General features: G+C 54.5%; 28 protein-coding genes. 9 read left to right on the forward strand and 19 right to left on the reverse strand.

Annotated elements, in window-relative coordinates; all coding sequences use genetic code 11:
- Positions 1 to 2: 2 nt before the first annotated feature.
- Both OO713_RS07080 and OO713_RS07085 read right to left on the reverse strand, forming a co-directional pair.
- Positions 3 to 986: an alpha-ketoacid dehydrogenase subunit beta gene (locus tag OO713_RS07080; protein WP_264785490.1), complete on the reverse strand. Its 984-nt coding sequence runs from the start codon at positions 984 to 986 to the stop codon at positions 3 to 5.
- Positions 979 to 2073, reverse strand: coding sequence for a thiamine pyrophosphate-dependent dehydrogenase E1 component subunit alpha (locus tag OO713_RS07085; RefSeq protein ID WP_264785491.1), 1095 nt, complete (start codon positions 2071 to 2073; stop codon positions 979 to 981). Before OO713_RS07085 ends, OO713_RS07080 begins: the two co-directional genes overlap by 8 nt.
- Before the next feature lie 58 nt (positions 2074 to 2131).
- Here OO713_RS07085 and OO713_RS07090 point away from each other — a divergent pair, with 58 nt between their 5' ends.
- A complete protein-coding gene (locus OO713_RS07090) occupies positions 2132 to 2557 on the forward strand; it encodes a phage holin family protein (protein ID WP_264785492.1) in 426 nt (141 codons plus the stop codon).
- Here the strand turns inward: OO713_RS07090 and OO713_RS07095 are convergent.
- Positions 2554 to 3783 carry a hypothetical protein gene (locus OO713_RS07095; RefSeq protein ID WP_264785493.1) on the reverse strand — a complete coding sequence of 410 codons (1230 nt, stop codon included), beginning with the start codon at positions 3781 to 3783 and terminating at the stop codon, positions 2554 to 2556. The genes OO713_RS07090 and OO713_RS07095 overlap by 4 nt on opposite strands.
- Positions 3774 to 3923, reverse strand: coding sequence for a hypothetical protein (locus tag OO713_RS07100; RefSeq protein ID WP_264785494.1), 150 nt, complete (start codon positions 3921 to 3923; stop codon positions 3774 to 3776). Before OO713_RS07100 ends, OO713_RS07095 begins: the two co-directional genes overlap by 10 nt.
- 100 nt (positions 3924 to 4023) lie before the next feature.
- On the opposite strand from OO713_RS07100, the gene purB reads away from it, so the two are divergent.
- The gene (gene purB / locus OO713_RS07105) at positions 4024 to 5412 is read left to right on the forward strand and encodes an adenylosuccinate lyase (RefSeq protein WP_264785495.1); all 1389 of its coding nucleotides are present in this window, start codon (positions 4024 to 4026) and stop codon (positions 5410 to 5412) included.
- On the opposite strand, the gene OO713_RS07110 is transcribed toward purB, so the two are convergent.
- From OO713_RS07110 to OO713_RS07145, 8 genes are all read right to left on the reverse strand, one after another.
- A complete protein-coding gene (locus tag OO713_RS07110) occupies positions 5409 to 5621 on the reverse strand; it encodes a hypothetical protein (RefSeq protein WP_264785497.1) in 213 nt (70 codons plus the stop codon). The two genes, purB and OO713_RS07110, sit on opposite strands and share 4 nt — an antisense overlap.
- A gap of 9 nt (positions 5622 to 5630) precedes the next feature.
- Complete coding sequence (locus OO713_RS07115) at positions 5631 to 6146, reverse strand: DUF308 domain-containing protein (protein ID WP_264785498.1); 516 nt, start codon at positions 6144 to 6146, stop codon at positions 5631 to 5633.
- 5 nt (positions 6147 to 6151) lie between these two features.
- Positions 6152 to 7495: a replicative DNA helicase gene (gene dnaB / locus OO713_RS07120; protein ID WP_264785499.1), complete on the reverse strand. Its 1344-nt coding sequence runs from the start codon at positions 7493 to 7495 to the stop codon at positions 6152 to 6154.
- Positions 7496 to 7805: 310 nt separating this feature from the next.
- Positions 7806 to 8255, reverse strand: a complete 450-nt coding sequence (gene rplI, locus OO713_RS07125; RefSeq protein WP_264785501.1) for a 50S ribosomal protein L9 — start codon at positions 8253 to 8255, stop codon at positions 7806 to 7808.
- A gap of 11 nt (positions 8256 to 8266) precedes the next feature.
- The gene (gene rpsR, locus OO713_RS07130) at positions 8267 to 8524 is read right to left on the reverse strand and encodes a 30S ribosomal protein S18 (RefSeq protein WP_264785503.1); all 258 of its coding nucleotides are present in this window, start codon (positions 8522 to 8524) and stop codon (positions 8267 to 8269) included.
- 19 nt (positions 8525 to 8543) lie between these two features.
- Positions 8544 to 9023 carry a single-stranded DNA-binding protein gene (gene ssb / locus OO713_RS07135; protein ID WP_264785504.1) on the reverse strand — a complete coding sequence of 160 codons (480 nt, stop codon included), beginning with the start codon at positions 9021 to 9023 and terminating at the stop codon, positions 8544 to 8546.
- Complete coding sequence (gene rpsF, locus OO713_RS07140) at positions 9024 to 9413, reverse strand: 30S ribosomal protein S6 (protein ID WP_264785505.1); 390 nt, start codon at positions 9411 to 9413, stop codon at positions 9024 to 9026. It lies immediately after the preceding gene.
- 91 nt (positions 9414 to 9504) lie between these two features.
- Entirely contained in the window at positions 9505 to 10923 is a 1419-nt protein-coding gene (locus OO713_RS07145; protein ID WP_264785506.1) for a CCA tRNA nucleotidyltransferase, read from the reverse strand.
- 50 nt (positions 10924 to 10973) lie between these two features.
- Between OO713_RS07145 and OO713_RS07150 the strand changes: the two genes are divergently transcribed.
- The 7 genes from OO713_RS07150 (at position 10974) to OO713_RS07180 (ending at position 17136) form a co-directional block, all read left to right on the forward strand.
- On the forward strand, positions 10974 to 11420 hold the full coding sequence (locus OO713_RS07150) for an NUDIX hydrolase (RefSeq protein WP_264785507.1): 447 nt from the start codon (positions 10974 to 10976) through the stop codon (positions 11418 to 11420).
- Positions 11417 to 11887, forward strand: coding sequence for a DUF6049 family protein (locus OO713_RS07155; RefSeq protein WP_264785508.1), 471 nt, complete (start codon positions 11417 to 11419; stop codon positions 11885 to 11887). Before OO713_RS07150 ends, OO713_RS07155 begins: the two co-directional genes overlap by 4 nt.
- Positions 11880 to 13526, forward strand: coding sequence for a murein biosynthesis integral membrane protein MurJ (murJ, locus tag OO713_RS07160; protein WP_264785509.1), 1647 nt, complete (start codon positions 11880 to 11882; stop codon positions 13524 to 13526). Before OO713_RS07155 ends, murJ begins: the two co-directional genes overlap by 8 nt.
- A gap of 87 nt (positions 13527 to 13613) precedes the next feature.
- On the forward strand, positions 13614 to 14534 hold the full coding sequence (trxB, locus tag OO713_RS07165) for a thioredoxin-disulfide reductase (RefSeq protein WP_264785510.1): 921 nt from the start codon (positions 13614 to 13616) through the stop codon (positions 14532 to 14534).
- A 10-nt stretch (positions 14535 to 14544) separates the two neighbouring features.
- Entirely contained in the window at positions 14545 to 14868 is a 324-nt protein-coding gene (gene trxA, locus OO713_RS07170; protein WP_264785511.1) for a thioredoxin, read from the forward strand.
- Positions 14869 to 14935: 67 nt separating this feature from the next.
- Positions 14936 to 16192: a PLP-dependent aminotransferase family protein gene (locus tag OO713_RS07175; protein ID WP_264785513.1), complete on the forward strand. Its 1257-nt coding sequence runs from the start codon at positions 14936 to 14938 to the stop codon at positions 16190 to 16192.
- 2 nt (positions 16193 to 16194) lie between these two features.
- Positions 16195 to 17136: a D-alanine--D-alanine ligase gene (locus OO713_RS07180; RefSeq protein ID WP_264785514.1), complete on the forward strand. Its 942-nt coding sequence runs from the start codon at positions 16195 to 16197 to the stop codon at positions 17134 to 17136.
- On the opposite strand, the gene OO713_RS07185 is transcribed toward OO713_RS07180, so the two are convergent.
- The 7 genes from OO713_RS07185 to rpmH all read right to left on the reverse strand — a co-directional run bounded on the left by OO713_RS07185 (position 17133) and on the right by rpmH (position 21932).
- Positions 17133 to 18041, reverse strand: coding sequence for a ParB/RepB/Spo0J family partition protein (locus tag OO713_RS07185; protein ID WP_264785515.1), 909 nt, complete (start codon positions 18039 to 18041; stop codon positions 17133 to 17135). The genes OO713_RS07180 and OO713_RS07185 overlap by 4 nt on opposite strands.
- Complete coding sequence (locus tag OO713_RS07190; protein WP_264785516.1) at positions 18038 to 18922, reverse strand: ParA family protein; 885 nt, start codon at positions 18920 to 18922, stop codon at positions 18038 to 18040. The genes OO713_RS07185 and OO713_RS07190 overlap by 4 nt, the downstream gene beginning before the upstream one ends.
- Positions 18923 to 19086: 164 nt before the next feature.
- Positions 19087 to 19740 carry a 16S rRNA (guanine(527)-N(7))-methyltransferase RsmG gene (gene rsmG / locus OO713_RS07195; protein WP_264785517.1) on the reverse strand — a complete coding sequence of 218 codons (654 nt, stop codon included), beginning with the start codon at positions 19738 to 19740 and terminating at the stop codon, positions 19087 to 19089.
- A 29-nt stretch (positions 19741 to 19769) separates the two neighbouring features.
- The gene (locus tag OO713_RS07200) at positions 19770 to 20237 is read right to left on the reverse strand and encodes a R3H domain-containing nucleic acid-binding protein (protein WP_264785518.1); all 468 of its coding nucleotides are present in this window, start codon (positions 20235 to 20237) and stop codon (positions 19770 to 19772) included.
- A complete protein-coding gene (yidC, locus tag OO713_RS07205; RefSeq protein ID WP_264785519.1) occupies positions 20234 to 21154 on the reverse strand; it encodes a membrane protein insertase YidC in 921 nt (306 codons plus the stop codon). Before yidC ends, OO713_RS07200 begins: the two co-directional genes overlap by 4 nt.
- A gap of 4 nt (positions 21155 to 21158) precedes the next feature.
- Entirely contained in the window at positions 21159 to 21473 is a 315-nt protein-coding gene (gene yidD, locus OO713_RS07210) for a membrane protein insertion efficiency factor YidD (protein WP_346659307.1), read from the reverse strand.
- Positions 21474 to 21794: 321 nt separating this feature from the next.
- On the reverse strand, positions 21795 to 21932 hold the full coding sequence (rpmH, locus tag OO713_RS07215) for a 50S ribosomal protein L34 (protein ID WP_264785520.1): 138 nt from the start codon (positions 21930 to 21932) through the stop codon (positions 21795 to 21797).
- Positions 21933 to 22143: the final 211 nt, after the last annotated feature.

The following is a 22143-nucleotide window of genomic DNA, read 5'->3' on the forward strand; positions in this document are numbered from 1 at the left end:
TCCTAGTAGGCCATGATTCTGTCGACTGCCTCGAGAATGCGGTCGGCATCTGGTAGGTACGCCTCCTCGAGCTTGGATGGTGGGTAGGGGGTGTCAAAACCACCAACCCGAAGCACTGGGGCCTCTAGGTTGTAGAAATTGTGCTCCGCCACTCGAGCCGCGATCTCGCTCGAGAGCGACACGTTGGTTGGGGCTTCGTGAGCGATCACGAGCCTTCCGGTTTTCTCAACCGAGGCAAAGATGGTTGGGTAATCAATTGGGGCTAGCGATCGAAGGTCAATCACCTCAATGCTCACGCCCTCCTCGGCACCAATCTCAGCTGCTTGCAATGCGGTGGTAACCATGGGTCCGTATGCCAAGAGGGTCACTTGGCTGCCCTCGCGCAATAACCGCGCTGAGTGCAGCGGCATCGGTGCAACATCCAAGTTCACCGGACCCTTTTGCCAGTAGCGACGCTTTGGTTCAAAGACAATTACCGGGTCTGGGCTCTGGATGGCCTGTTGAATCATCCAGTAGGCATCGTTTGGGTTAGATGGAGAGATGATTCTCAGTCCCGCGGTGTGGGCAAAGTAAGCCTCTGGGCTCTCCGAGTGGTGCTCAACCGCACCAATTCCGCCACCGTAAGGAATGCGAATTACAACCGGCATCTGCAAAAAGCCCTCGGAGCGATATGTCAGCTTGGCTAGCTGCGAGGTGATCTGGTTGAAGGCTGGGAAAACAAAGCCATCGAACTGAATTTCAGCAACCGGGCGGTAACCGCGCATAGCAAGGCCAATAGCGGTTCCAACAATGCCCGACTCGGCAATTGGGGAGTTAAATACCCGCTTCTCACCGAACTCCTTGTGCAGGCCCTCGGTTACGCGGAAAACACCGCCGAGCTCGGCGACGTCCTCACCGAAAATCAAAACCTTGTCGTCATCCTGCATCGCCTTTTGGAGTCCAGCGTTCAGTGCCTTGGCGATTGCCATGTCTTTATAACTACTCATGGCCACCCATCTGCTGCTCATAGGCCTGAAGCCAGGCCTTTTGCCTATCGATATCCGGGTGCTGATCCGAATAGACATTGTGGAAGATGTTTTCAAGCGGTGGGGTCTGAAGCGCGAATGTTTCAGCACGGATCTGAGCCGCTAGCTCATCTCCGGCATGCTTGACCTCTTCAAAGAAGTCGTCGCCTATGCCCTGACGGCGCAGGAACTTTTCAAACCTGGTCAGCGGATCACGAGCCTTCCAGTATTCGACCTCGTCATCGGATCGATACTTAGTTGGATCGTCGGAGGTGGTGTGAGCACCGATTCGATAGGTAAGCGCCTCGATTAGGTAAGGGCCCATACCGGCCCGGGCCTGATCCATGTGGAACTTGGTCGCTGCGTAGCAGGCCAGGACATCGTTGCCATCAACTCGCATGCCCGGCACACCAAAGCCCTCGCCGCGTCTGTAGAGCGGCACCTTGGTCTGCTTTTCAACCGGAGATGAGATTGCCCACTGGTTGTTCTGGACGAAGAAAACGATTGGGGAGTCATTGATGGCAGCGAACAACAGTGACTCGGAAACATCGCCCTCAGCTGTTGCACCGTCGCCGAAGTAGGAGATGACCGCTAGGTCCTTGTCTTTGTCTCCCGTGCCAACCAATCCGTCAAATTTCACACCCATGGCATAGCCAACCGCATGCAAAACCTGGGATCCAAGCACGATTGCATACAGGTGATACCTGGTTTCCTCGGGGTTCCAACCGCCGTGGTTCACACCGCGCATCATCTTCAATATCGACATCAGCTCAACGCCGTGGGTGATTGCAACACCGTGCTCGCGATAGCTCGGGAATATGTGGTCGTTGGGACCAACACCGTAGCCAGATCCGATCTGCGCACCCTCTTGGCCAATGGCTGGGACCCAAAGGCCTAGCTGGCCCTGGCGCTGCAGGGCGATTGCCTCGATATCGAAGCGGCGAATTCTGGCCATGTCTCGATAAAACTTGGTCAGATCATCAATGTTTAGAGCTTCAACCAGTTCCCCATACTGGGCGTACTCCTTTGGCACACCGAAGGTGCCGTCTGGGGCCAAAAATTGCATCATTGGCTGGGAGTCTTGGGTCACGAAAGCTAATTTAGTCTCTAGCTGAGAGAATAGGGCCATGTTGCGTTTTCTTATCGGCACAATCGTCAACGCTGTGGGCCTCTGGGTTGCCACTCTGGTCGTACCTCAAATCCAGCTCACCCCATACGGCGGAGACGGTTTGTGGGAAACGATCGCCTCATTTTTGCTCATCGGTGCAATCTTTGGCCTGGTCAACGCAATCATCGGACCAGTTATCAAGATCCTTGCCTTCCCGCTCTACATCATCACCTTTGGCTTGATTTCGTTCGTCATCAACGGTGCGCTGCTTTTGATGGTGGCTTGGTTGAGCAACCTGATTGGTGCGGATGTCTTCACCATTGAGGGCTTCAGCTCAGAGGGACTGGAAATCGCATCGTTCGGTTGGGCAATTCTTGCCGCTCTGGTTATGAGCGTTGCTAGCTTCCTCACCAGAACAGTGCTGAAGATCCTTCGAATTCGCTAGTCGCGGCTGAGTTCAAACACATAGCGCATTCCCGGCTTGTTGGGTTGAATCCCGATTTGCTCGTGGATTCGGCGGAATCCAGGGTCATCGCTCTGATCTAACTCTCTTGCCGAATCGACATAGCTAGCCATTTTGTGAGCGTCGATGACCGACGCGTATTCACCCGGATTTGAAGCGGTTACCCAGTTGGATGCCAATGGATTGACTTGCCCTGACAGGTGAGGGACTGGATCGCCGTGGTTTTGCAGCGATATCACCGGCACCTCCAAACCAAATTGCGAAATGGGTCCACCAAAGCTGATTAGTCCTGCCACTTGGTAGGGCTGTTCAGAGGTCGCCATTTGTGCCCCGACCAGTGCCCCTTGGGAGTGGCCAACCAATAACACCGAATCAGACGGACCTGCCTTGAGCTGACTGAGTGCGGAATCGATTGCCGATTGGGTAGGTGATTTCTCTAATCCGCCGAAGGCGGTCAAGTTTGAACGGATGTTCAATGGATTCTCCCCGCCAAAGTTCAGGGACTGGGTGCCAGGGATGTAAACGATGATATTGCGCCCGTAGCCGTTTTTATAAACATCAATCAAGATGCGAGAACCTGGTTTGTCATAGGCCTTCGCGACCGCAGCGGCGTGATCACCAATTGCATTAACGGAGGAGACTTTGGACAGGGTTACGAGCTTGGCCGACCCATTGACATCCAGCTTGACCTGGGCCAGCTTGAGGTTGGCCTGCTGCTCACCCAGGAGGTGCTGAGCTGAGTTATAGCCAAAAGCCGCGGTAGTCATTCGGATCGAACCCGCGACCATCGCTGTCTTCGCCAGGTTTGCTTTGCCAGTGAGGCCAGCTACCGCAAAAATCGCTCCGAGGTTGGCCAGCAGTTTTGTGCTGCCGTCCATGATCGCTATGGGTTGCCCCATGTAGGTAGAGAGTGTGCTGAGGGGACTGAGGACTTGGTTTATAAGCCCCACCACTCGACTCTCAGCGCTGAAGTATGCGTCGGCAGCCATCTCCGCCTTGATTGCTAAATCCTTTACTCGATCCACAAGCCCAGGTAGCAGCATTGAAAGCTGAATCTGCGCCCCAAGCTCTGCGATGGAGAAGCCGACACCGGCAAAGCGAGCGTGATCTAGGTTGCTGGCCGCAAGCTGCAATGCCTTGGAAACCCGGACCAACTCGTTGTAGTTCGCTACCACAACGGGGTTTCCGCCATAAACATCTAGTCCCATAGCAGTTCCCTGATTGCCGCCAACTCCGCCATTAGAGCTCTGACCTCGAGCTCGAACGCCAGTGCTGCCGGTCCTGACCATGCACCGGGTCCCGGGAGTGCATCCACAAGCAAATACCGAGCGTTGTCTAATTCGAACATGGGGCTAGTTTTCAAAGTTGCATGGGTGAAGAGGCGGAAAAAAGCTGGGCTGTGCAAATCAAAACCTGAAATTGGTCTGTGGATGGGGCAAACTAGGCGGGTGAGCAAACTCTCTGTGCAGCCCCTAAGTCCGCTAGATGGTCGCTATCGCAGCCAGGTCAAAGAGCTTGGTGAATATCTCAGCGAAGCGGGTCTAAACCGCGCCCGTATCCAGGTAGAGATCGAGTGGCTGATCTGGCTTGCAAATAAAGACCTGCTCAAAACCGGAACACCCGTCTCTGAGGCGGAGGCCGTCACCCTGCGTGAGCTTGGAGGCGAGGGGTTCGATGACACATCAGTCGAAGCGCTAGCGTCACTTGAGGCCACGACGCGCCACGACGTCAAGGCCGTTGAGTACTTCATCCGATCTGCACTCACCCAAATCGGCCGTGATGATCTATCTGAACTGGTTCACTTTGGTTGCACCTCTGAGGACATCAATAACCTCTCTTACGCCATCACGGTTTCTGAGGCGATGCAGCGAGTTTGGTTGCCTAGGGCCAAGGATCTAGTTGCGAAGCTAAAGCGCATTTCACTCGAGCTAGTGGATGTTCCTATGCTCTCCAGGACCCACGGTCAGCCTGCTACCCCATCGACCATGGGTAAAGAGCTCGCGGTTTTTGTTCACCGCCTTCAAAGGCAGCTGAATCGAATCGAGGATCAGGACTACCTGGGCAAGTTCTCTGGCGCGACTGGAACTTTCTCCGCCCACGTCGTAGCCGCTCCCGACGTTGACTGGATTTCCCAGTCGAAGGCCTTTGTTGAGCACTTGGGGCTGAGCTGGAATCCGCTAACTACTCAGATTGAGTCACACGACTGGCAGGCAGAGCTTTACCAGGCCGTTTCACACTTCAACAGGATTTTGCACAACCTGGCAACTGATGTTTGGACCTACATCTCGCTGAACTACTTCAAGCAGATTCCTGTCGCTGGGGCGACGGGATCCTCGACGATGCCTCACAAGGTCAACCCGATTCGCTTCGAAAATGCAGAGGCGAACCTAGAGCTTGCCAACGCCATCTTGGATTCACTCGCCCAAACCCTTGTTACCTCAAGGATGCAGCGTGATCTGACCGACTCTTCCGCGCAGCGAAACATCGGTGTGGGCCTTGGTCACTCGTTGCTTGCGATAGACAACCTCTCTCGTGGTCTTGACGAGCTGGCAATCAACGAGTCAGTTCTGCTGTCTGATCTGCTGGAAAACTGGGAGGTTCTAGGCGAGGCGATTCAAACCGCGATTCGTGCGGATGTTGCTCGCGGAGAATCCAAGATTGCTGATCCATACGCGCTCTTGAAGGAGCTGACTCGAGGCAAACGAGTCGGCGAGGAGGACTTGCTGGCTTTTGTGAACTCTCTGGAGGTTTCGGAAGCCACCAAGGCCAGACTGTTGAAACTAAAGCCGCAGACCTATATCGGCCTGGCAGCAGAGCTAGCTAAAAAATATCTCTAGCGAAGCTTTGGCAAGTTTGGGTCTGAATCGTCAGGCTTGTAGCTGAGGTCTAAGGTGGCGATAGTCACCAAGGCCAAGATGAATGCTCCCAATCCCCAGGCGATTGCAGTGTCCTCGAAACGAGTTCCGAAGTAGACCAAAACCCCTACAAATAGGCCGGTAGCGGTCGCGACGATCATGTAGGAACGGAGATTGGCGAACTTCTTCACCCGAAAAGCCTACTTCGGCTTCTTAGATGATGCGGCGGCGATGCCCAAATGGACTCCCGACATTGCAAGGTAAGCGCCAAAGAAGCCGACTGCGCTGACGCTGTCTAGCTGAACTGCAAGGAACAGAAGACCCAGAAGCAGACCAAAGATTGCGGAGATCAAGAAGTCCTTGCCCTCTTGGCTTTTGAAGGAGCTTCGCCTGGCTTGATAAAGCTCAAATGCTCCTGAGATCAATCCCCAGGCCGAAACCAGAGCCAAAAATGCGGGCAGCTGGGTCTCTTGTTTAGCAAGAGCCAGAAACGAGAAAAGACCGACCAACATTGCAAGCACGGCAACAGGTAGCTCTTGCAGCGCTGAAAGATCAGCCTTTTTGGTGAGCGTCAGGGCACCCAAGCCGATGCCGAGCACGATGCCGAAGATTCCAAGTACCCAAAGGCCGGTATCTGGGCCATGGGCCTGATTGAAAGTGACAAATACACCTAGGCCAAAGCTGACCGCTGCCCTAAAAGCCTGCTTGAGATTCACGTTCACTAGCTTGGCATATTCACAAAGCGTGAATACTGCCCGTGGAAAGCAACCACGACGGTTCCGGTTGGACCATTTCTCTGCTTTGCCAGGATGAGGTCTGCTTCACCGGCACGAGGGTGGTCCTTCTCAAAGATTCCCTCGCGGTGGAGCAGGACGACAACGTCGGCGTCCTGCTCAAGCGATCCGGACTCTCTCAGGTGAGAGAGCTCTGGGCGCTTGTCTTTCGACTGCTCAGTCTGACGATTGAGCTGTGATAGAGCCACCACAGGGATTCCGAGCTCCTTTGCAAGTAGCTTCAAAGCTCTTGAGAACTCTGAAACCTCTTGCTGGCGGGACTCAACCTTTTTACCGCTGGACATCAGCTGGATGTAGTCAATTACAACCATCTTCAGATCGACCTGCTGAGCAAGTCGGCGGCATTTTGCCCTGATCTCTACCAGGGACATGTTTGGGCTGTCATCGATGTACAGCGGAGCGTCATTGATCTTGCCTCGAATCGCAGCCAATCTGGTCCAGTCTGCCTCCGAAAGGTTTCCCTTTCGCATCGACTGCAGGTAGATCGAGGACTCCGCGCTGAGCATGCGCATGGCAATTTCAGCCCGACCCATCTCGAGAGAGAAGAAAATAGTGGCCTTGTTGTGCTTGATTGATGCTGCTCGGGCAATGTCGAGCGCAAAGGTGGACTTACCGACAGCGGGGCGGGCTGCAACAATCACCAGCTGGCCCGGGTGTAAGCCGTGAGTTAGCGCATCCAAGTCAGTGAAGCCCGTTGGGATACCGGTTAGCTCACCACCGCGCTTCTGCGCCGTCTCAATTTCGTGAATGGCAGCTTCAATGGAATCGCTCAGGCCTACATAGTCCTCTTTTGAGGTCTGGCTGACAACCTTGTATACCTCGGCCTGGGCTTGGTTAACCAGGTCGGTGACTTCACCTTGGCTCTCATAGCCGGACTGAGCAATTCTGGTTCCTGCCTCGATAAGCCTTCTGAGGATGGCCTTCTCAGCAACAATCTGGGCGTAGTAGCTGGCATTCGCAGCGGTTGGGACATAGCTGGTAAGTGAGTGCAGGTAGTCGGCTCCGCCGGCCTTCAAGAGGTTTCCCTGCTTGTTCAGCTCATCTGAAACAGCGATTACGTCGGTCGGTTCACCCTTGCCGAACAGGTTCAGAATTGCGTTGAAGATCAGTTCGTGCTTCGGGGCGTAGAAGTCGGAGGCCGAGACAATCTCGAAAACCTCGGCAACTGCCTCCTGGCTCAGGAGCATTCCACCCAGGGTGGATTGTTCAGCATCGAGGTTGTGGGGCAAAACCCGCGGATCCGACGCTGGAACTGGCTGCAACATAGTCATGTGCTACTCCTTCCAAGCAATGAATCTTGTATAGCTTGGGGCACTGACAACTTGGTTTCAACCAAGGTTGTGAATAACTGTGGATAACTCTGTGGAAACACGCCGAACGAAACTGTGCATAACTGTGGAAAAGCTGTGGATAAAAATCTCAAATGTCTCTACAGGCCAGTAAATAAGCGGGTAGCTCCTGTGGATAAATTTAAGTGGAAAACTCTCAAGTTGAACCTGAGGGTTGTGGATAACCGAACAAATGTATGGTCAAAAACTAAGGGCCCGCATCGCTGCGGGCCCTTAGTTGTTTAGTTTCTGTTTACTTAGCAGCCACTACCTGGAGCTTGAGGTTTGCAACTAGATCGCCTACGCGAACGGTTGCCTCATACTCACCGGTTGACTTGATGGCGCCAACAAACTCAACCTTGCGCTTGTCAACAGCGCCAAGGCCGGCAGCTGCGACTGCGTCAACGACGTCGCTGGTCTTGACAGAACCGAATAGACGGCCGTCCTTACCTGCCTTGACGGCGATGCGGATTGCCTTCTCCTCAAGCTTGGCCTTTAGCGCCTTTGCCTCTTCCTCAGAAGCGATGGCGCGAGCCTGACGAGCAGCGCGGATTGAGGTGACCTGCTTCTCGCCACCACGGCTCCAGATCACAGCTAGGCCGTTTGGGATCAAGTAGTTACGTGCGTAACCGTCCTTGACCTCAACAACATCGCCTGCAGAACCTAGGCCAGAGACCTCATTGGTCAGAATTAGCTTCGACATGGGGGTTCTCCTTAGCGTCCTGCACCGGAGTATGGCAGTAGTGCCATCTCACGTGCGTTCTTGATTGCCTTGGCGATCTTGCGCTGGTCCTGCACGGTTGCTCCCGTGATACGACGAGCGCGGATCTTGCCGCGGTCTGAGATGAACTTGCGGAGGGTAGCGACGTCTTTGTAGTCGATAACCTCGATCTTGATGGTCTTGACCGGCGCTAGCTTCGCGAACTTAGAGTTCAAACGAGGCTTGCGGGCCTGTGCTGACTTTCCAGCCATTTATTTCTCCTGAATCTTTCTAAAAAGGTGCTTCATCAACGCTTGGGTCAACCGCAGGGTTTGCCCAGGCATTAGCGCCTGAAACCTGAGGCTTGGCATCCTGCCATGGAGACTCCACCTGGCCACCCTCGCGTGAGCGACGAGTTACCGAAGCGGTTGCATAGCGCAGCGAGGGGCCGATCTCGTCGATTTCGAGTTCGAGAGAGGCACGGGCCTCACCCTGCGCAGTCTGGTAAGCAGATGGTGCCTTGAGGCGACCGGTAACCACAACGCGGGTTCCCTTGGTCAAGCTCTGAGCAATGTTCTCTGCCGCCTCACGCCATGCGGTGCAGCGAACCCATACGGTTTCGCCGTCTACCCATTCGTTGGTTGAGCGGTTTAGGGTGCGTGGGGTTGAGCCGACGCGAACTGACACAACGGCAACACCCCCCTGGGTGTAGCGAAGCTCCGGGTCGTCAGCTAGGTTGCCGACGATGGTGACGCTAACCTCGCCAGCCATTTAGGACCTGTTGCCTGCTGGACGCTTGCCTCCAGGACGAGGACCACGTGGTGCACGGGTCTTTTCCTCAGGCACAAACTCAATCGGGTTGATGCTGAAAACAGCATCCTCGAGACGTAGCACCTTGGTGCGTAGCACGTTCTCGTTCAGCTTCAGCTGACGGTCGACCTCGATCACAGCAGCTGGCTCGCAGGTCATGTTGACCACTGCGTATACGCCTTCTGCCTTCTTCTTGATCGGGAAGGTCATGCGACGGCGTCCCCAAATGTCAACCTTGTCCACGGTGCCACCCTGTGCAGGGATAACAGCTAGGAACTTGTCGAGCATCGGGGCAACTGTGCGCTCATCAAGAGCAGGGTCAAGAATGACCATTAGCTCGTAGTTATGCATAGCTAACCCACCTCCTTCGGTCTAAACGGTCACGGTCCTTCCGTGACAGGAGGGTATTTTGCATAGTGTTGCCTTGGGCAACCTTGGAAGTCTAACGAGACTGCCACCAGCTAAGCAAGCGTTTTTCCGCTTCTGCTCGCCCAATTTCGCCCTCGTCAAGACGAATCTCCATCAAATACTTATAGGCCTGGCCTACCTCGGGTCCTGGCTTTAGGCCCAGCAGCTCCATGATGGCTGCGCCATCGAGCTCTGGTCGCAGTGAATCAAGTTCCTCCTGCTCCTGCAAAATCTTGATTCTTTGCTCTAGGTCGTCGTAGGCATGAGCAAGTCGATCTGCCTTGCGGCGGTTTCTCGTTGTGACATCCGCCCGGGTCAGGGCGTGAAGTCGAACGAGTTGATCCTCAGCGTCTCTGACATAGCGCCGAACCGCGCTGTCACTCCACTGCTGGTCTGAATATCCAAAGAACCGAAGGTGCAGCTCGATTAGCTTTGCGACCGCCTTGATGGTGTCGTTGTCAAAACGCAGTTCTTGGAGTCGCTTCTTGGCAAGCTTTGCTCCAACCACATCGTGGTGGTGGAAGGAAACGGCTCCACCTGGCTCGAGTCTTCTGGTGGCGGGCTTACCTATATCGTGCAGCAGAGCCGCCAGACGAAGCACCAGGTCATTCGAGAGGCCGTAGTCCTTCTCATAGTCAATCGCCTGCTCAACAACCGTGATGGTGTGCTGGTAAACATCCTTGTGGTGGTGGTGTTCGTCCAGCTCTAAGCGCAAGGCGGGTAGCTCAGGCAGCACAATCGAAGCGATTCCCGAGTCAACCAGGGCCTCTAGGCCTGGGCGAGGGTTACTGGAGAGCAGCAGCTTTGAAAGCTCGTCTCTAACGCGCTCCATCGAAATAATCGATATCCGCTCACGCATGGAAACCATGGCCTCAAAGGTCTCTGGCTCGATTTCAAAACCAAGTTGCGAGGCAAACCTCGCAGCTCGCATCATGCGGAGCGGGTCATCAGAAAACGAAATCTCTGGCTTTGACGGGGTCTTGAGGGTGCTGAAGAGAAGATCTCGCAAACCAGAGTGCGGATCAACAAAGGTGCGAGAAGGTAACCGCAGAGCCATGGCGTTGACTGTGAAGTCACGACGAACTAGGTCATCTTCAAGATTGGTGCCGAACTCGACCGTTGGTTTTCTGGTCTCGGAATCATACGAATCTGCGCGGTAGGTCGTGATTTCGACCTTCTCCTCGCCAATTTGTGCGGCGATAGTGCCGAAGGCCCGGCCAATGTCCCAGGTTGCCGAGGAGATTGGCTTGAGCAGCTTGAGAATTTCATCGGGGCTGGCGCTGGTGGTGAAATCTAGGTCTGGTGCCACACGTCCCAAGATGGCATCGCGCACTGGTCCACCCACCAAAGCTAGCTCAAATCCAGCCGCTTCAAACAGTGCGCCAAGTCGATCCAGCAGGGGATTTTGGGTATTCCGCTGCAAGTTCTCCAGGGCTTTGGCTACGTCTTGCACCGCACTAGCTTGCCACAGAGGTTTTGCTATTCCGCAAGTAGAGTTGCACCATGAAAACCATCCGCCCGCAGACCCAAATCGAGGTCTCTGCCGGCGGCTTGGTTCTACACCGTGAAAATACCTCTCTAGTCGCGCTAATCAGCCATAAGAACCGCGGTGGCAAAGCCGATTGGTGCATCCCCAAGGGGCACATTGAATCCGGTGAGGAGTTGTCGGTAACGGCAATCCGCGAGGTCTATGAAGAGACTGGTCTCGAGGCTGAAATCATCGACAAACTGGGTGAAATCACCTACACCTTCAAGATTGGTTCACAGCGGATTAGAAAGACCGTGCACCACTTCTTGCTACGGCAAACCGGTGGTGAGCTCTCTGGGGATCATGATCCAGCGGGAGAAGTGATTGAAGCCAAGTGGTTCCCAATCGCTGAGCTAGAGAGTGTCTTGGCCCATGAGAACGAGCGCAAGGTCGCCCTCAGAGCACTGGAGCTACTGAGTTGAAGCGGCTAGTTGCTGTCTTGCTGATGCTGCTGGGGCTAGCAGCGCCGGCCATGGCATCCGATTCGGTTCACATTGTCCCAGGCAGCAGCATCAACCTGGTTGCTCGTGATGGCCGCATTCCGGTAACCGTCATGAATCCAAGCTCTACACCGCTTGAGGTCACCGTTTACGGCGCAGCCACAAGCTTCCGACTAGAGGTTTTAGAGAGCCAAAAACTTACAATCCCCGGCAACACCTCGGCAGTTGCGGAGTTACCGGTGCGGGCAATTGCCAACGGCCCAGTGTCTATTCGGGTTTGGCTTGAGATCAACGGCAGGCAGATCGGTGAAGAGCAGCTGATCGATGTGTCGGTGAACTATGACGTTGAGCTGTTTTTACTCGTTTCACTTGCGGTGGCAATGTTCTCGCTGATTGTGGTGGGAGTGGTCAGAACCGTAGTCAAACTCGCTAGGAGCCGGGGTGAGTGAGCAAGAACCCTCGGTGACAAAAAGCTCGCTACTGATGGCTTCAGGCACCATTGTCTCCAGAATTTTGGGCTTTCTCAGAGCGGTTTTGCTAGCGGCAGCCATCGGCGTGACCACCGATGCTGCGGACGCTTTTGGGGTTGCGAATCAGCTGCCAAACAACGTTTACGCGATCATCGTGGGTGGTGTGCTGAATGCGGTTTTGGTTCCTCAGCTCGTCAGGGCAAGAGCACTCGCAGATGGGGGCAAGGGCTACATAGATCGATTTGTGACCCTGGCAATCACGGTCTTTTTTATCCTGACCATGATCTTTACCCTGGCGGCGCCGCTATTGGTGCAGCTTTACACCTCGGGCTGGAGCCAAGATCAGCTAGCGCTGGCCACCGCGTTTGCCTACTGGTGCCTACCGCAACTGTTTTTCTACGGTTTGTATTCGATTCTTGGTGAGGTGCTCAACTCCAGAAGCGCTTTTGGGCCATTTATGTGGGCCCCGGTACTCAACAACGTGGTTTCCATTCTCGGTCTAATCGGGTTCGTGCTTATCTTTGGTGCCGACCCGACCGGATCACGTTCAGTTGAAAGCTGGGGACTGGACAAAGTTTCACTGCTTGCCGGTAGCGCAACCCTCGGGGTTGCCGCGCAGGCCCTGATTTTGCTCCTGAGTTGGCGCAAGATTGGCCTGAGTCTCTCGCTGAATTTCAAATGGCGGGGATTTGGTCTTCGGCCAGCCCTCAAGGCGGCGAGTTGGTCGTTGGCCATGGTCCTAGTCACACAAATCGGTGGTTTGGTCCAGACTGCTGTCGCGTCAACCGCTGCCTCAGCCCGCGAAAGCGCGGGGGTCGGCGTTGCATCTGTAGCGGCGGCGGCGATCGCCTGGTTGATCTTTATGCTGCCGCACTCGGTGGTTACCGTTTCGGTTGCGACCGCCTACTTCACCCGCATGGCCAAGCACGCCAGCACCGGGGAGACGGACAAGTTCAAGGCCGATCTCACATCCGGATTGAAGGTGATTGCGCTAGTGAGTGTGATTTCCTCTTCACTACTAATGGTTCTGGCCTATCCGGTTGCCAGAGTTTTCGCTGGGGAGTACCCAGCAACCGCGGCGCTAGGCAACGTCATAATTGCGTTGATGGTGGGACTCGTGCCATTCAGCTTCGTGTACATGATTCAGAGGGCATTCTTTGCCCTCGAGGACACCAGAACCCCGTTCTTTTTCACCACGGTTCAGATTGTTCTGCACATTATTGGCTCGGTGACCCTAGGTGCAGTAATGCCCAAGCAGTGGCTTGTGGTCTCGCTATCGCTCTTGACTGCCACAACCATCATGGTTCAGGGGATTCTGGGCTTCCACCTGCTTCGCAAAAAGATCGGTGGCTTCGCAGGTTTTGGAGTGGGTGCAGCGATTTTGAAGTTTGTAATCGCCGCGATCCCAGCCACCGCCCTCGCGCTTAGCACTCTGTGGTTATTCGGCTGGGTTGGCCCAGGTTCTTTTGTCCTAGACAAAGTTCTCACATCGCTACTGACCAGCTCTGTCGTGGGTGGAGTCGGACTTTTGAGTTACCTGGGGATCCTGTGGGTAATGAGAGTTCCACAGCTGCGAGAGGTGAGCGCTGCACTAAGCGCTAGGTTAAAGCGAGGCTAGAAGCTGAATTTTCGGCAAAGTTTTGCCGCCAAAGAGCGGAATACATAGATAACCATCTATGTTTAGTTTTGTAGGTAAGGAAGTGCAATGCGCGACGTAATCATCATTGGATCTGGCCCAGCGGGCTACACCGCTGCAATCTATGCGGCCAGAGCCCAGCTCAACCCACTGCTAATCGCATCGAGCGTTGAGCCGGGTGGTGAGTTGATGAAAACCACCGAGGTCGAGAACTTCCCTGGTTTCCCAGAGGGCCTTATGGGTCCTGACCTGATGGCCAACTTCCAGGCCCAGGCTGAGCGCTTTGGCACCGAGATTCTCTTTGATGACGTGATTGAGGTCGACCTGAAGGGTGATGTCAAGATCGTCAAGACTGGCGGCGGCGAGACCTTTGAGGCTAAGTCAGTGATCATTTCCACCGGTGCCGCGTATCGCGAGCTTGGACTCCCGAAGGAGAAGGAGCTCTCCGGTCACGGTGTTTCATGGTGTGCAACCTGCGATGGGTTCTTCTTCCGTGAGAAGACCATTGCCGTGGTCGGTGGCGGCGACTCCGCCATGGAGGAAGCAAACTTTTTGACCAAGTTTGCATCCAAGGTTTACATCATCCACCGTCGCGACAGCCTGAAGGCTTCCAAGATCATGCAGCAGCGTGCTTTTGACAACCCGAAGATCGAATTCATCTGGAACTCGGCCGTTGCGGAGCTAAAGGGTGATTCAAAGCTTGAGGGTGTCGTACTCGAGGACACAGTCACCGGTGCCAAGTCAGACCTAGCCCTGGATGGTCTATTTATTGCAATCGGAAATGACCCAAGGGTTTGGTTGGTTGAGAACCAGGTAGAGCTAACCGAGGAGCGCTTTATCAAGGTCGAGGGTCGCTCATCGAGGACCTCGCTTCCTGGAGTCTTCGCAGCTGGCGATGTAATCGACCCGACTTATCGTCAGGCAATCACCGCGGCTGGCTCTGGCTGTGTAGCGGCACTGGATGCCGAGCACTACCTGTCTTCCCACTAGGAGGTTTTACGTGAAACCAGTTAATGCAACTGTCGACAGCTTCAAGGCTGAGGTTTTAGAGTCCAACATTCCAGTGATCGTTGATTTCTGGGCAGAGTGGTGCGGTCCCTGCCGCATGGTTGCTCCAGTGCTAGATGAGATTTCGGCTGAGTACGACGGCAAGCTCAAGATCGTCAAGGTCAACGTTGATGAGCACCCGCAGCTAGCTATGGACTACCAGGTCACAGGTATTCCACTGCTTGGAGTGTTCAAGGATGGCAAGATCGTGAAGCACCTAGTTGGTGCTCGTCCAAAGGCAGCGATTCTCTCCGAGATCTCCGAGTACATCGCCTAATACCCCGAATTTATTGGGCAAAACCCCCACTTCGGGCTAAGCTAACCCCTAAAACCGGGGAGCTGATATGACTCAGACGCGTGCAAGCAGTGTCACCAACTTTGACAGTTGGAAGCACGCGTACGCGGCGCGCGCAGCAAACCTCTCGGTTTCTGAGGTCCGAGCTCTATTCGCGGTGGTCTCAAGACCCGAGGTGGTTTCGCTTGCCGGTGGCATGCCGGATGTTTCAGCGCTTGATGGTGCTCTCATCGAGGAGGCTTTCAACTCGATGATGGCCACCAAGGGCAATTACGCCCTGCAATACGGTGGTGGTCAGGGTGTACTGAAACTTCGTGAGCAAATCCAAGAAATCATGCTGCTCGATGGTGTTCAGGGCTCAGTTGACGACATCATGATCACAACTGGCTCCCAGCATGCTCTCGAGTTACTCGCAGACTTGTTCCTAGATGCCGGTGATGTTGTGCTGGTTGAAGCACCTAGCTACGTGGGTGCGGTGGGTATTTTCCGCCACAAAGAAGCTCACATTGAGCACGTTTTCACCGACAACGACGGTATTTCACCAGAGGCGCTAGCTGAGGCTGCTGACCGCATGGCCGCAGCTGGCAAAAAGGTAAAGCTTCTCTACCTGGTGCCGAATTTCGCAAACCCAAGCGGTGTGACCCTGTCGGCTGAGCGTCGCCAGCAGGTCTTGCAGGTCTGCAAGGAACGCGGGATCCTGATCATCGAGGACAACCCATACGGTCTTCTGTACTTTGAAAATCAGCCCCCAAAGGCATTGAGGGCCTTCGATTCAGAGGGCGTGGTTTACCTTGGCTCCTTCTCCAAGATTCTCTCTCCTGGCCTAAGGGTCGGCTACGTACTTGCTCCCCCAGCAATCAGGGACAAACTGATCCTCGCTAACGAGTCAGCGATTCTCTCACCCGCTACTTTCGCGCAGATGCTGGTCAGCGAGTACCTATTGATTGCCGACTGGCAGGGCCAGATTGACCGCTATCGCAGTCTCTACCGCGAGAAGCGCGATGCCGCTCTGGAGGCGCTGGAGCAGTATTTGCCTAGGGTTCAGACCACTAGGCCCAACGGTGGCTTTTTCCTCTGGCTAACACTCCCTGAGGGCCTAAACAGCAAGGAAATGCTGCCCCTGGCAGTAACCGAGCTGGTCGCCTACACCCCGGGAACTGCCTTCTACGGTGATGGTCGAGGTGCCAACAACATTCGAGTTTGCTACTCGCACCCAACTGCAGAGAACGTAAAGGTTGGTATCAAGCGACTTTCTAACGTTGTGAACCTGCAGCTAGACCTACTCGACACCTTCCGAGCCGAGTAGTCGTGGCGCTTCGGGTTCTAGTTTTAGCCGGTGGCATCTCGCACGAGCGCGATGTATCCCTGAAGTCAGGACGAAGAGTTGCTGACGCGCTGTTGGATGCTGGTGCAGAGGTGGAGATTCGCGAGCCCGATGCCGATTTGATCGGTCACCTGATTGCCTCTCGTCCAGATGTTGTTTGGTCCACCCTGCACGGCTCAGTTGGGGAGGATGGCACCATTCAATGCCTCCTGGAGCTCGCTGGAATCCCTTTTGTTGGTTCAGATGGGGCGGCAGCTCAGCTGGCTTGGCACAAACCAACAGCAAAGACCATCCTGAGACGCCACGGCGTTCAAACGCCGGACTCGATTTCGCTGCCTCGTGCTACCTTTCGCGAGCTAAACGCTGAATCGGTGCTGGCTATGGTTGGCACTCAGCTTGGATTCCCATTGATTGTGAAGCCAGCCGAGAGCGGCTCCGCACAGGGTGTTACCAAGGTTGAGTCAGCCGCTAGTTTTGCGAAGGCCATGGTTGATGCCTTCGTTTACTGCGACACCGTGATCATTGAGAAATTTGTGGCTGGGACAGAGCTAGCGGTTTCAGTGGTGGATCTTGGCTTCGGTCCAAGGGCCCTACCGGCGGTTGAAGTTGAGGTTGAGGGTGGCAGTTTCGGTTACAACGAGCGCTACAACCCTGGCGAAACCAACTACTACGTGCCCGCTAGATTGAGCCCTGCGGTGGTGGAACGAGCAGCGGAGGTCGCTCTGACGGCCCACAACGCCTTGAGATTGCGCCATCTTTCGCGAATCGACCTGATCGTCGACCATGAGGGCACGCCTTGGTTCCTAGAAGCCAATGTGACTCCTGGGATGACGGAAACTTCGCTCTTCCCCCAGGCAATCGTTGCCGATGGTTCGGAGTTAGCGGAGTCCTATCTTTCAATCGCCCAGGCGGCGGCTAGAAACTAATCCTTTTGGATCTGCTCAACTATGCGACGCAGGTCAGCAATGTTGCCAAATTCGATGACTAGCTGGCCCTTTTTGCGACCCAACTGAATCTTCACAACCGTGTTCAGCTTCTCGCCAAGGGAATCCGACATCTCTTTGAGCATGTCTTGTTTTCCACCAGGGACAATCTTGGCCTTCTTGGGCTTGACCTTGACGCCACCCACCAGCTCTTCGAGACCGCGAACCGATAGACCCTCCTTGATGGCACGCTCTGCAAGAGTTGCCATTAGTTCTTCGCTCGGAGCGCCAAGCAGTGCTCTGGCGTGGCCGGCAGATAGGACTCCAGAGGCAACCTTGGTCTGAACGGCCAATGGCAGTCGCAAGAGGCGCAGGGTATTGGTGATTTGAGGCCTGGAGCGGCCGAGGCGATCTGCCAGCTGCTCCTGGGTAGTACCAAAGTCTTCAAGCAGTTGTTTATACGCGGAGGCCTCTTCAAGCGGATTTAGGTTTGCTCGGTGGAGGTTTTCCAAAAGTGCGTCTCGAAGCATGTTTTCGTCAGCAGTTTCGCGAACTACCGCGGGAATTGTGGTCAGACCGGCTTCCTTGGATGCTCTCAGGCGTCGCTCACCCATAATCAACTCATAGCCAGCACCCTTCGGGCGGACCACTATCGGCTGCAGCACTCCAAACTCGCGAATTGAGTGCACCAATTCGGCAAACTGCTCTGGCTCAAAAACACTTCTTGGCTGCTGCGGGTTTGGAACGATGCTGTCGATTGCTAGGTCGCTGAATCTTGCGCCTGGCACTTGAGAGAGTGGGTTTGGAGCAGTTGAGCTAAAGAAGACATCTACCGCATCTCGGTCGCCACCTGGGATCAGGGAACCAATACCACGTCCTAGGCCACCACGTTTTTTCTCTTCACTCATTTGATTACTCCTCTTTGAGCCAATTCGATTGCCGCCTCCTGATAAGCCAGGGAGCCTGAATTCTTGGGGTCGTAGCTGATTGCTGTTTGCTGATAGCTCGGGGCCTCAGAAAGCCTTACAGAGCGCGGGATCGTTGCATTGAGAGTCTCTTTGGGGAAGTACTTACGAACATCCTCTGCTACATCACTACTGAGGTTGGTTCGATTGTCGAACATGGTTAGCAGGATGCCACCAATGATCAGGTTTGGGTTAAGGCCCTTTCGAACCCTGTCGATATTGTTCATCAGCTGAGTTACACCTTCGAGCGCGTAGTACTCACACTGGATTGGAACCAAGACCTCGGTAGCCGCCACGAGGGCGTTTACCGTCAAAAGTCCGAATGAGGGCGGGGAGTCGATAAAGACAAAATGGATCGGGTGTTCCTGGGAAGCCAAGAACTCCTGAAGTGACCTTGCGAGGACGTGCTCACGGCTTTCGTAGCCCACCATTTCAATCTCTGCGCCGGCTAAATCGATGGTTGCAGGCAAACAAAGCAAGTTTTGGTGTTCCGGACTTTGCTTGACGGCATCTGCCATAGCCAGACCATCAACCAAAACCTCAAAGCTACCAACGACGCCATTGTGGTGTTCAACACCAAGTGCCGTGGAGGCGTTGCCCTGGGGATCTAGGTCAATGACCAGGACTCTCATGCCTTTTCTGGCAAGGGAAGCCGCGAGGTTTACCGCGGTAGTGGTCTTTCCCACCCCACCCTTTTGGTTAGAAATCGTGAGGATTCTGGTTTTCTCAGGCGGAACCAAAACGGTTTCAGCAACTCGCTTAGCTCGCTCGTTGTTGACCGTCATCTCCCGCAGTAGCGGAGTATTTTGGCCTGCGAGGGTCATTCGGACTCCAATGTTTCACGTGAAACATGTGTCACATGGCTCAATCCGAGACCCTGCCAACCGATAGGTGTGGGGGACTGCTCTTCACGATCATTTGGGTATCCCATACCGCTTTTTACAGTTGCGGGCGTGGTGGCGGTGTCGTCGGCGGGTTGGTTAGACATTTAGCTCTCCTGACCCTTCAGCCTAATGCGGACCACTGTCGCGGTTTCTGGAGCTTTATCCACTCCCAAAGTTAGGATTTCTGGCTCAAGGTAGCCAAGGCGCTGCAGTCTGGGGCGAGCCAGTTCGATTTCTTCGGGAGCCCTTGAGCCCTTCATTGCCAACACAGTCTTTAGTTCTGATCCGCGAGTCAATGGAGTTAGTAGCCTGACCAACTTATCCAAGGCCGCTACAGCACGCGCGGTAACGATGTCAAAGTCGGTGCGGTGAACATCCTCCGCTCTGGCGCGAATGACCTCGACATTATCAATGCCTAGATCTGAAACCACCTGAGAGAGCCAATTGGCGCGGCGTTCCATGGGTTCGATGAGTGTGAAGTGTGCATTTGGTTGAGCGATAGCCATTGGAATGCCGGGGAGCCCCGCTCCAGATCCCACATCTGCAACCTTGGCGCCTTGAGGCACCAACTCGGCCAGTAGAGCACTGTTCAGAACGTGGCGACTCCAAATCTTTGGCAGTTCACGTGGGCCAAGCAAACCGAAAGTTTCTGAGTCGGTCGCTAAGCGAAGTGCGTAGCCACGAGCCTTATCAATCTGAGGTCCGAAAAACTCGCGTGCGAACGCCGGCTCTGCTTCCAAAGTAGACAAATCAGCCATTTCCGCCCCCTAATGTTTCACGTGAAACATTAAGCCTTGTCGATAACGATGTGGCGGTCTTTGCCCTGGCCTTCAGACTCTGAGCTGAAACCAGCCTCTGAGACCATATCGTGAACCAACTTGCGGTCGTAGGAGCTCATTGGCTTTAGGTGCTGGGCCTTGCCGGTCTCCTCAAACTTGGCGATGGCCTTGTCAACAATCGCACGAAGCTGGTTGTTCTTGATTTCGCGAGAGCCCCCGATGTCAAGAATCAGGCGGGAGTTCTCACCGGTCTTCGCCTGGACTGCCATGCGGGTGATCTCCTGGAGTGCCTCTACGACATCTGGGTCTGAAACCTTGCCCAAATTTGACTCACCGTCACTGGTGACGGAGATATAGGCGCGGTCCTGACGAAACTCGATCTCAAGGTCACCGTCAAGGTCGGCGGTGTCCAGGAACTCTTCAATAAAGTCCGCGGCGATCTCGCCTTCTTGCTCTAGTTCTGTTTCTCTGCTCATGTTTGTTTCTTCTTCTTTTTCGCGCGCTGCTTGCCGACCGGCTGCTGACGCTTCTTGGTCTCTTCTTCTGCCGCTGCAGTGGGCTCCTCAATCTGGAGCTTGCCCTTGCGAGCTAGGCGCTCCTCGCGTGCCTTGAAGGCCGGAGAGCCAGGGGTTGGCATGTTTCGGATTACCAGGAACTGCTGTCCCATGGTCCAGAAGTTTGAAACCAACCAGTAAGTCATGACTCCAAGCGGGAAAGTCACGCCGGAGATCAAAAATACAAAAGGCAGCACGTACAACAGAATCTTCTGGGTCTGCATGAACTGGCTGTTCTGCACATCAGGGTTCTGGTTTTTGGTCATGATCTGCTTTTGAGTAATGAACTGGGAAGCAGTCATTAGGAAAATCATGGTTCCGGCAAGGATCTTGACGTTTAGGTCATCGCTACCAAAGAAGGTGTCGGAAAGTCGCGCACCGAAGATCTCGGCCTGGGAGAAGGACTGCGCCAGGGCGGCGTCCAGAAGGCCCACACCAGCCTTGTTCCGCTGAGCATCATTTAGAACAAAGAACAGACCCATGAAAATTGGCATCTGCAGCAGAAGTGGCAGGCAGGAGCTGAGCGGGTTTGAACCGGTGCGCTTGTATAGGTCCATTTGCTCACGGGCAAACTTCTCACGAGATTCGCGGTCTGTCTTGCCCTTGTACTTTTTTTGTAGCTTCAAAAGCTCTGGCTGGACCAGCATCATGTTGCGCTGGCTCTTGATTTGCTTCACGAAAACCGGGATTAGGGCAGCTCTAACGACAAGCACTAGACCAACGATGGCCAGCACCCACGAGGCACCTGAGTTAAAGGAGAAACCGATCGAGCTGAATAGGGTGTGGAAAGAAACCAGAATGAGCTCAATTAGCCACTTGATGGGCCACAACAGGTCCATTGGCTTACCTCGACTTTTCTTCTATAGCGGGACTTACAAATCCTAGCCTGCTGACCGTTATCCAGCGTGGGGCAGTTTTGGGGTCGTCAATACCACCCTGAGACCAAGGATTGCAGCGCAGGATTCGCCAAATAATCATGGGAACCCCCTTGATTACTCCCAGATTCTGCAAAGTCTGCAATCCATAGGAGGAGCAGGAGGGGTAATAGCGGCAAACATCCCCATAGAGCGGAGAGATCAGCTTGCGCCAAAGCAGAACTAAAGAAATGAGTAGGTTGCGTGGCACCAAAACCAAAATCAAGAGGAGTTTAGAAGTCACTTCAACCTCTGCAGAAGGCCAATCAGAGACGAGCGCAAGTCTTCGAAACTGGCCTCAGCCGATGCCGGGTGGAGCCTCACAACTAGGTCAAATCCAGTAAGTGATTCGAGTTGCTCTCGGAGTATTTCTCTGCTCCGCCTGCGGACTAGGTTTCGCACAACGGCATTGCCGATTGATTTGGGTGTGACAAACGCGGCCCTGGAAGAGCCAGCCACATAGTGGATTGTTGCAAGGGGAGATGAGGCTCTGCGACCCTCGCGAATAACTGCCCTTATTTCATCGGATTTAGTAAGCCGATGAGCGCTAGGCAGCAAGAGCGGCCTAGGCGCTTAGCTCAGCGCGTCCCTTTGCACGACGGGCAGAAAGGATTGCACGTCCGGCGCGGGTGCGCATGCGAGCACGGAAACCGTGGGTCTTTGCACGACGACGGTTGTTCGGCTGGAAAGTGCGCTTGCTCACTTGAAACTCCCTGTATTCTTCAGGACCGCCCGGTCCTAGACAACCTGAGTAATTTACGCCATGTCATCGGGATGAGTCAAGCCTGGATTCCGAACTAATTCACGATCTGGATTCTCTCTCATACTTTTTGTCATATTTTGGGAATGACACGCCGAGAGAATTTGATATCTGCCCGACTTCTATGTTGAATGTCCGAGTTGAAGTTTTTTGG

The sequence above is a fragment of the Aquiluna sp. KACHI24 genome, assembly GCF_025997915.1.
Taxonomy (GTDB): Bacteria; Actinomycetota; Actinomycetes; order Actinomycetales; family Microbacteriaceae; genus Aquiluna.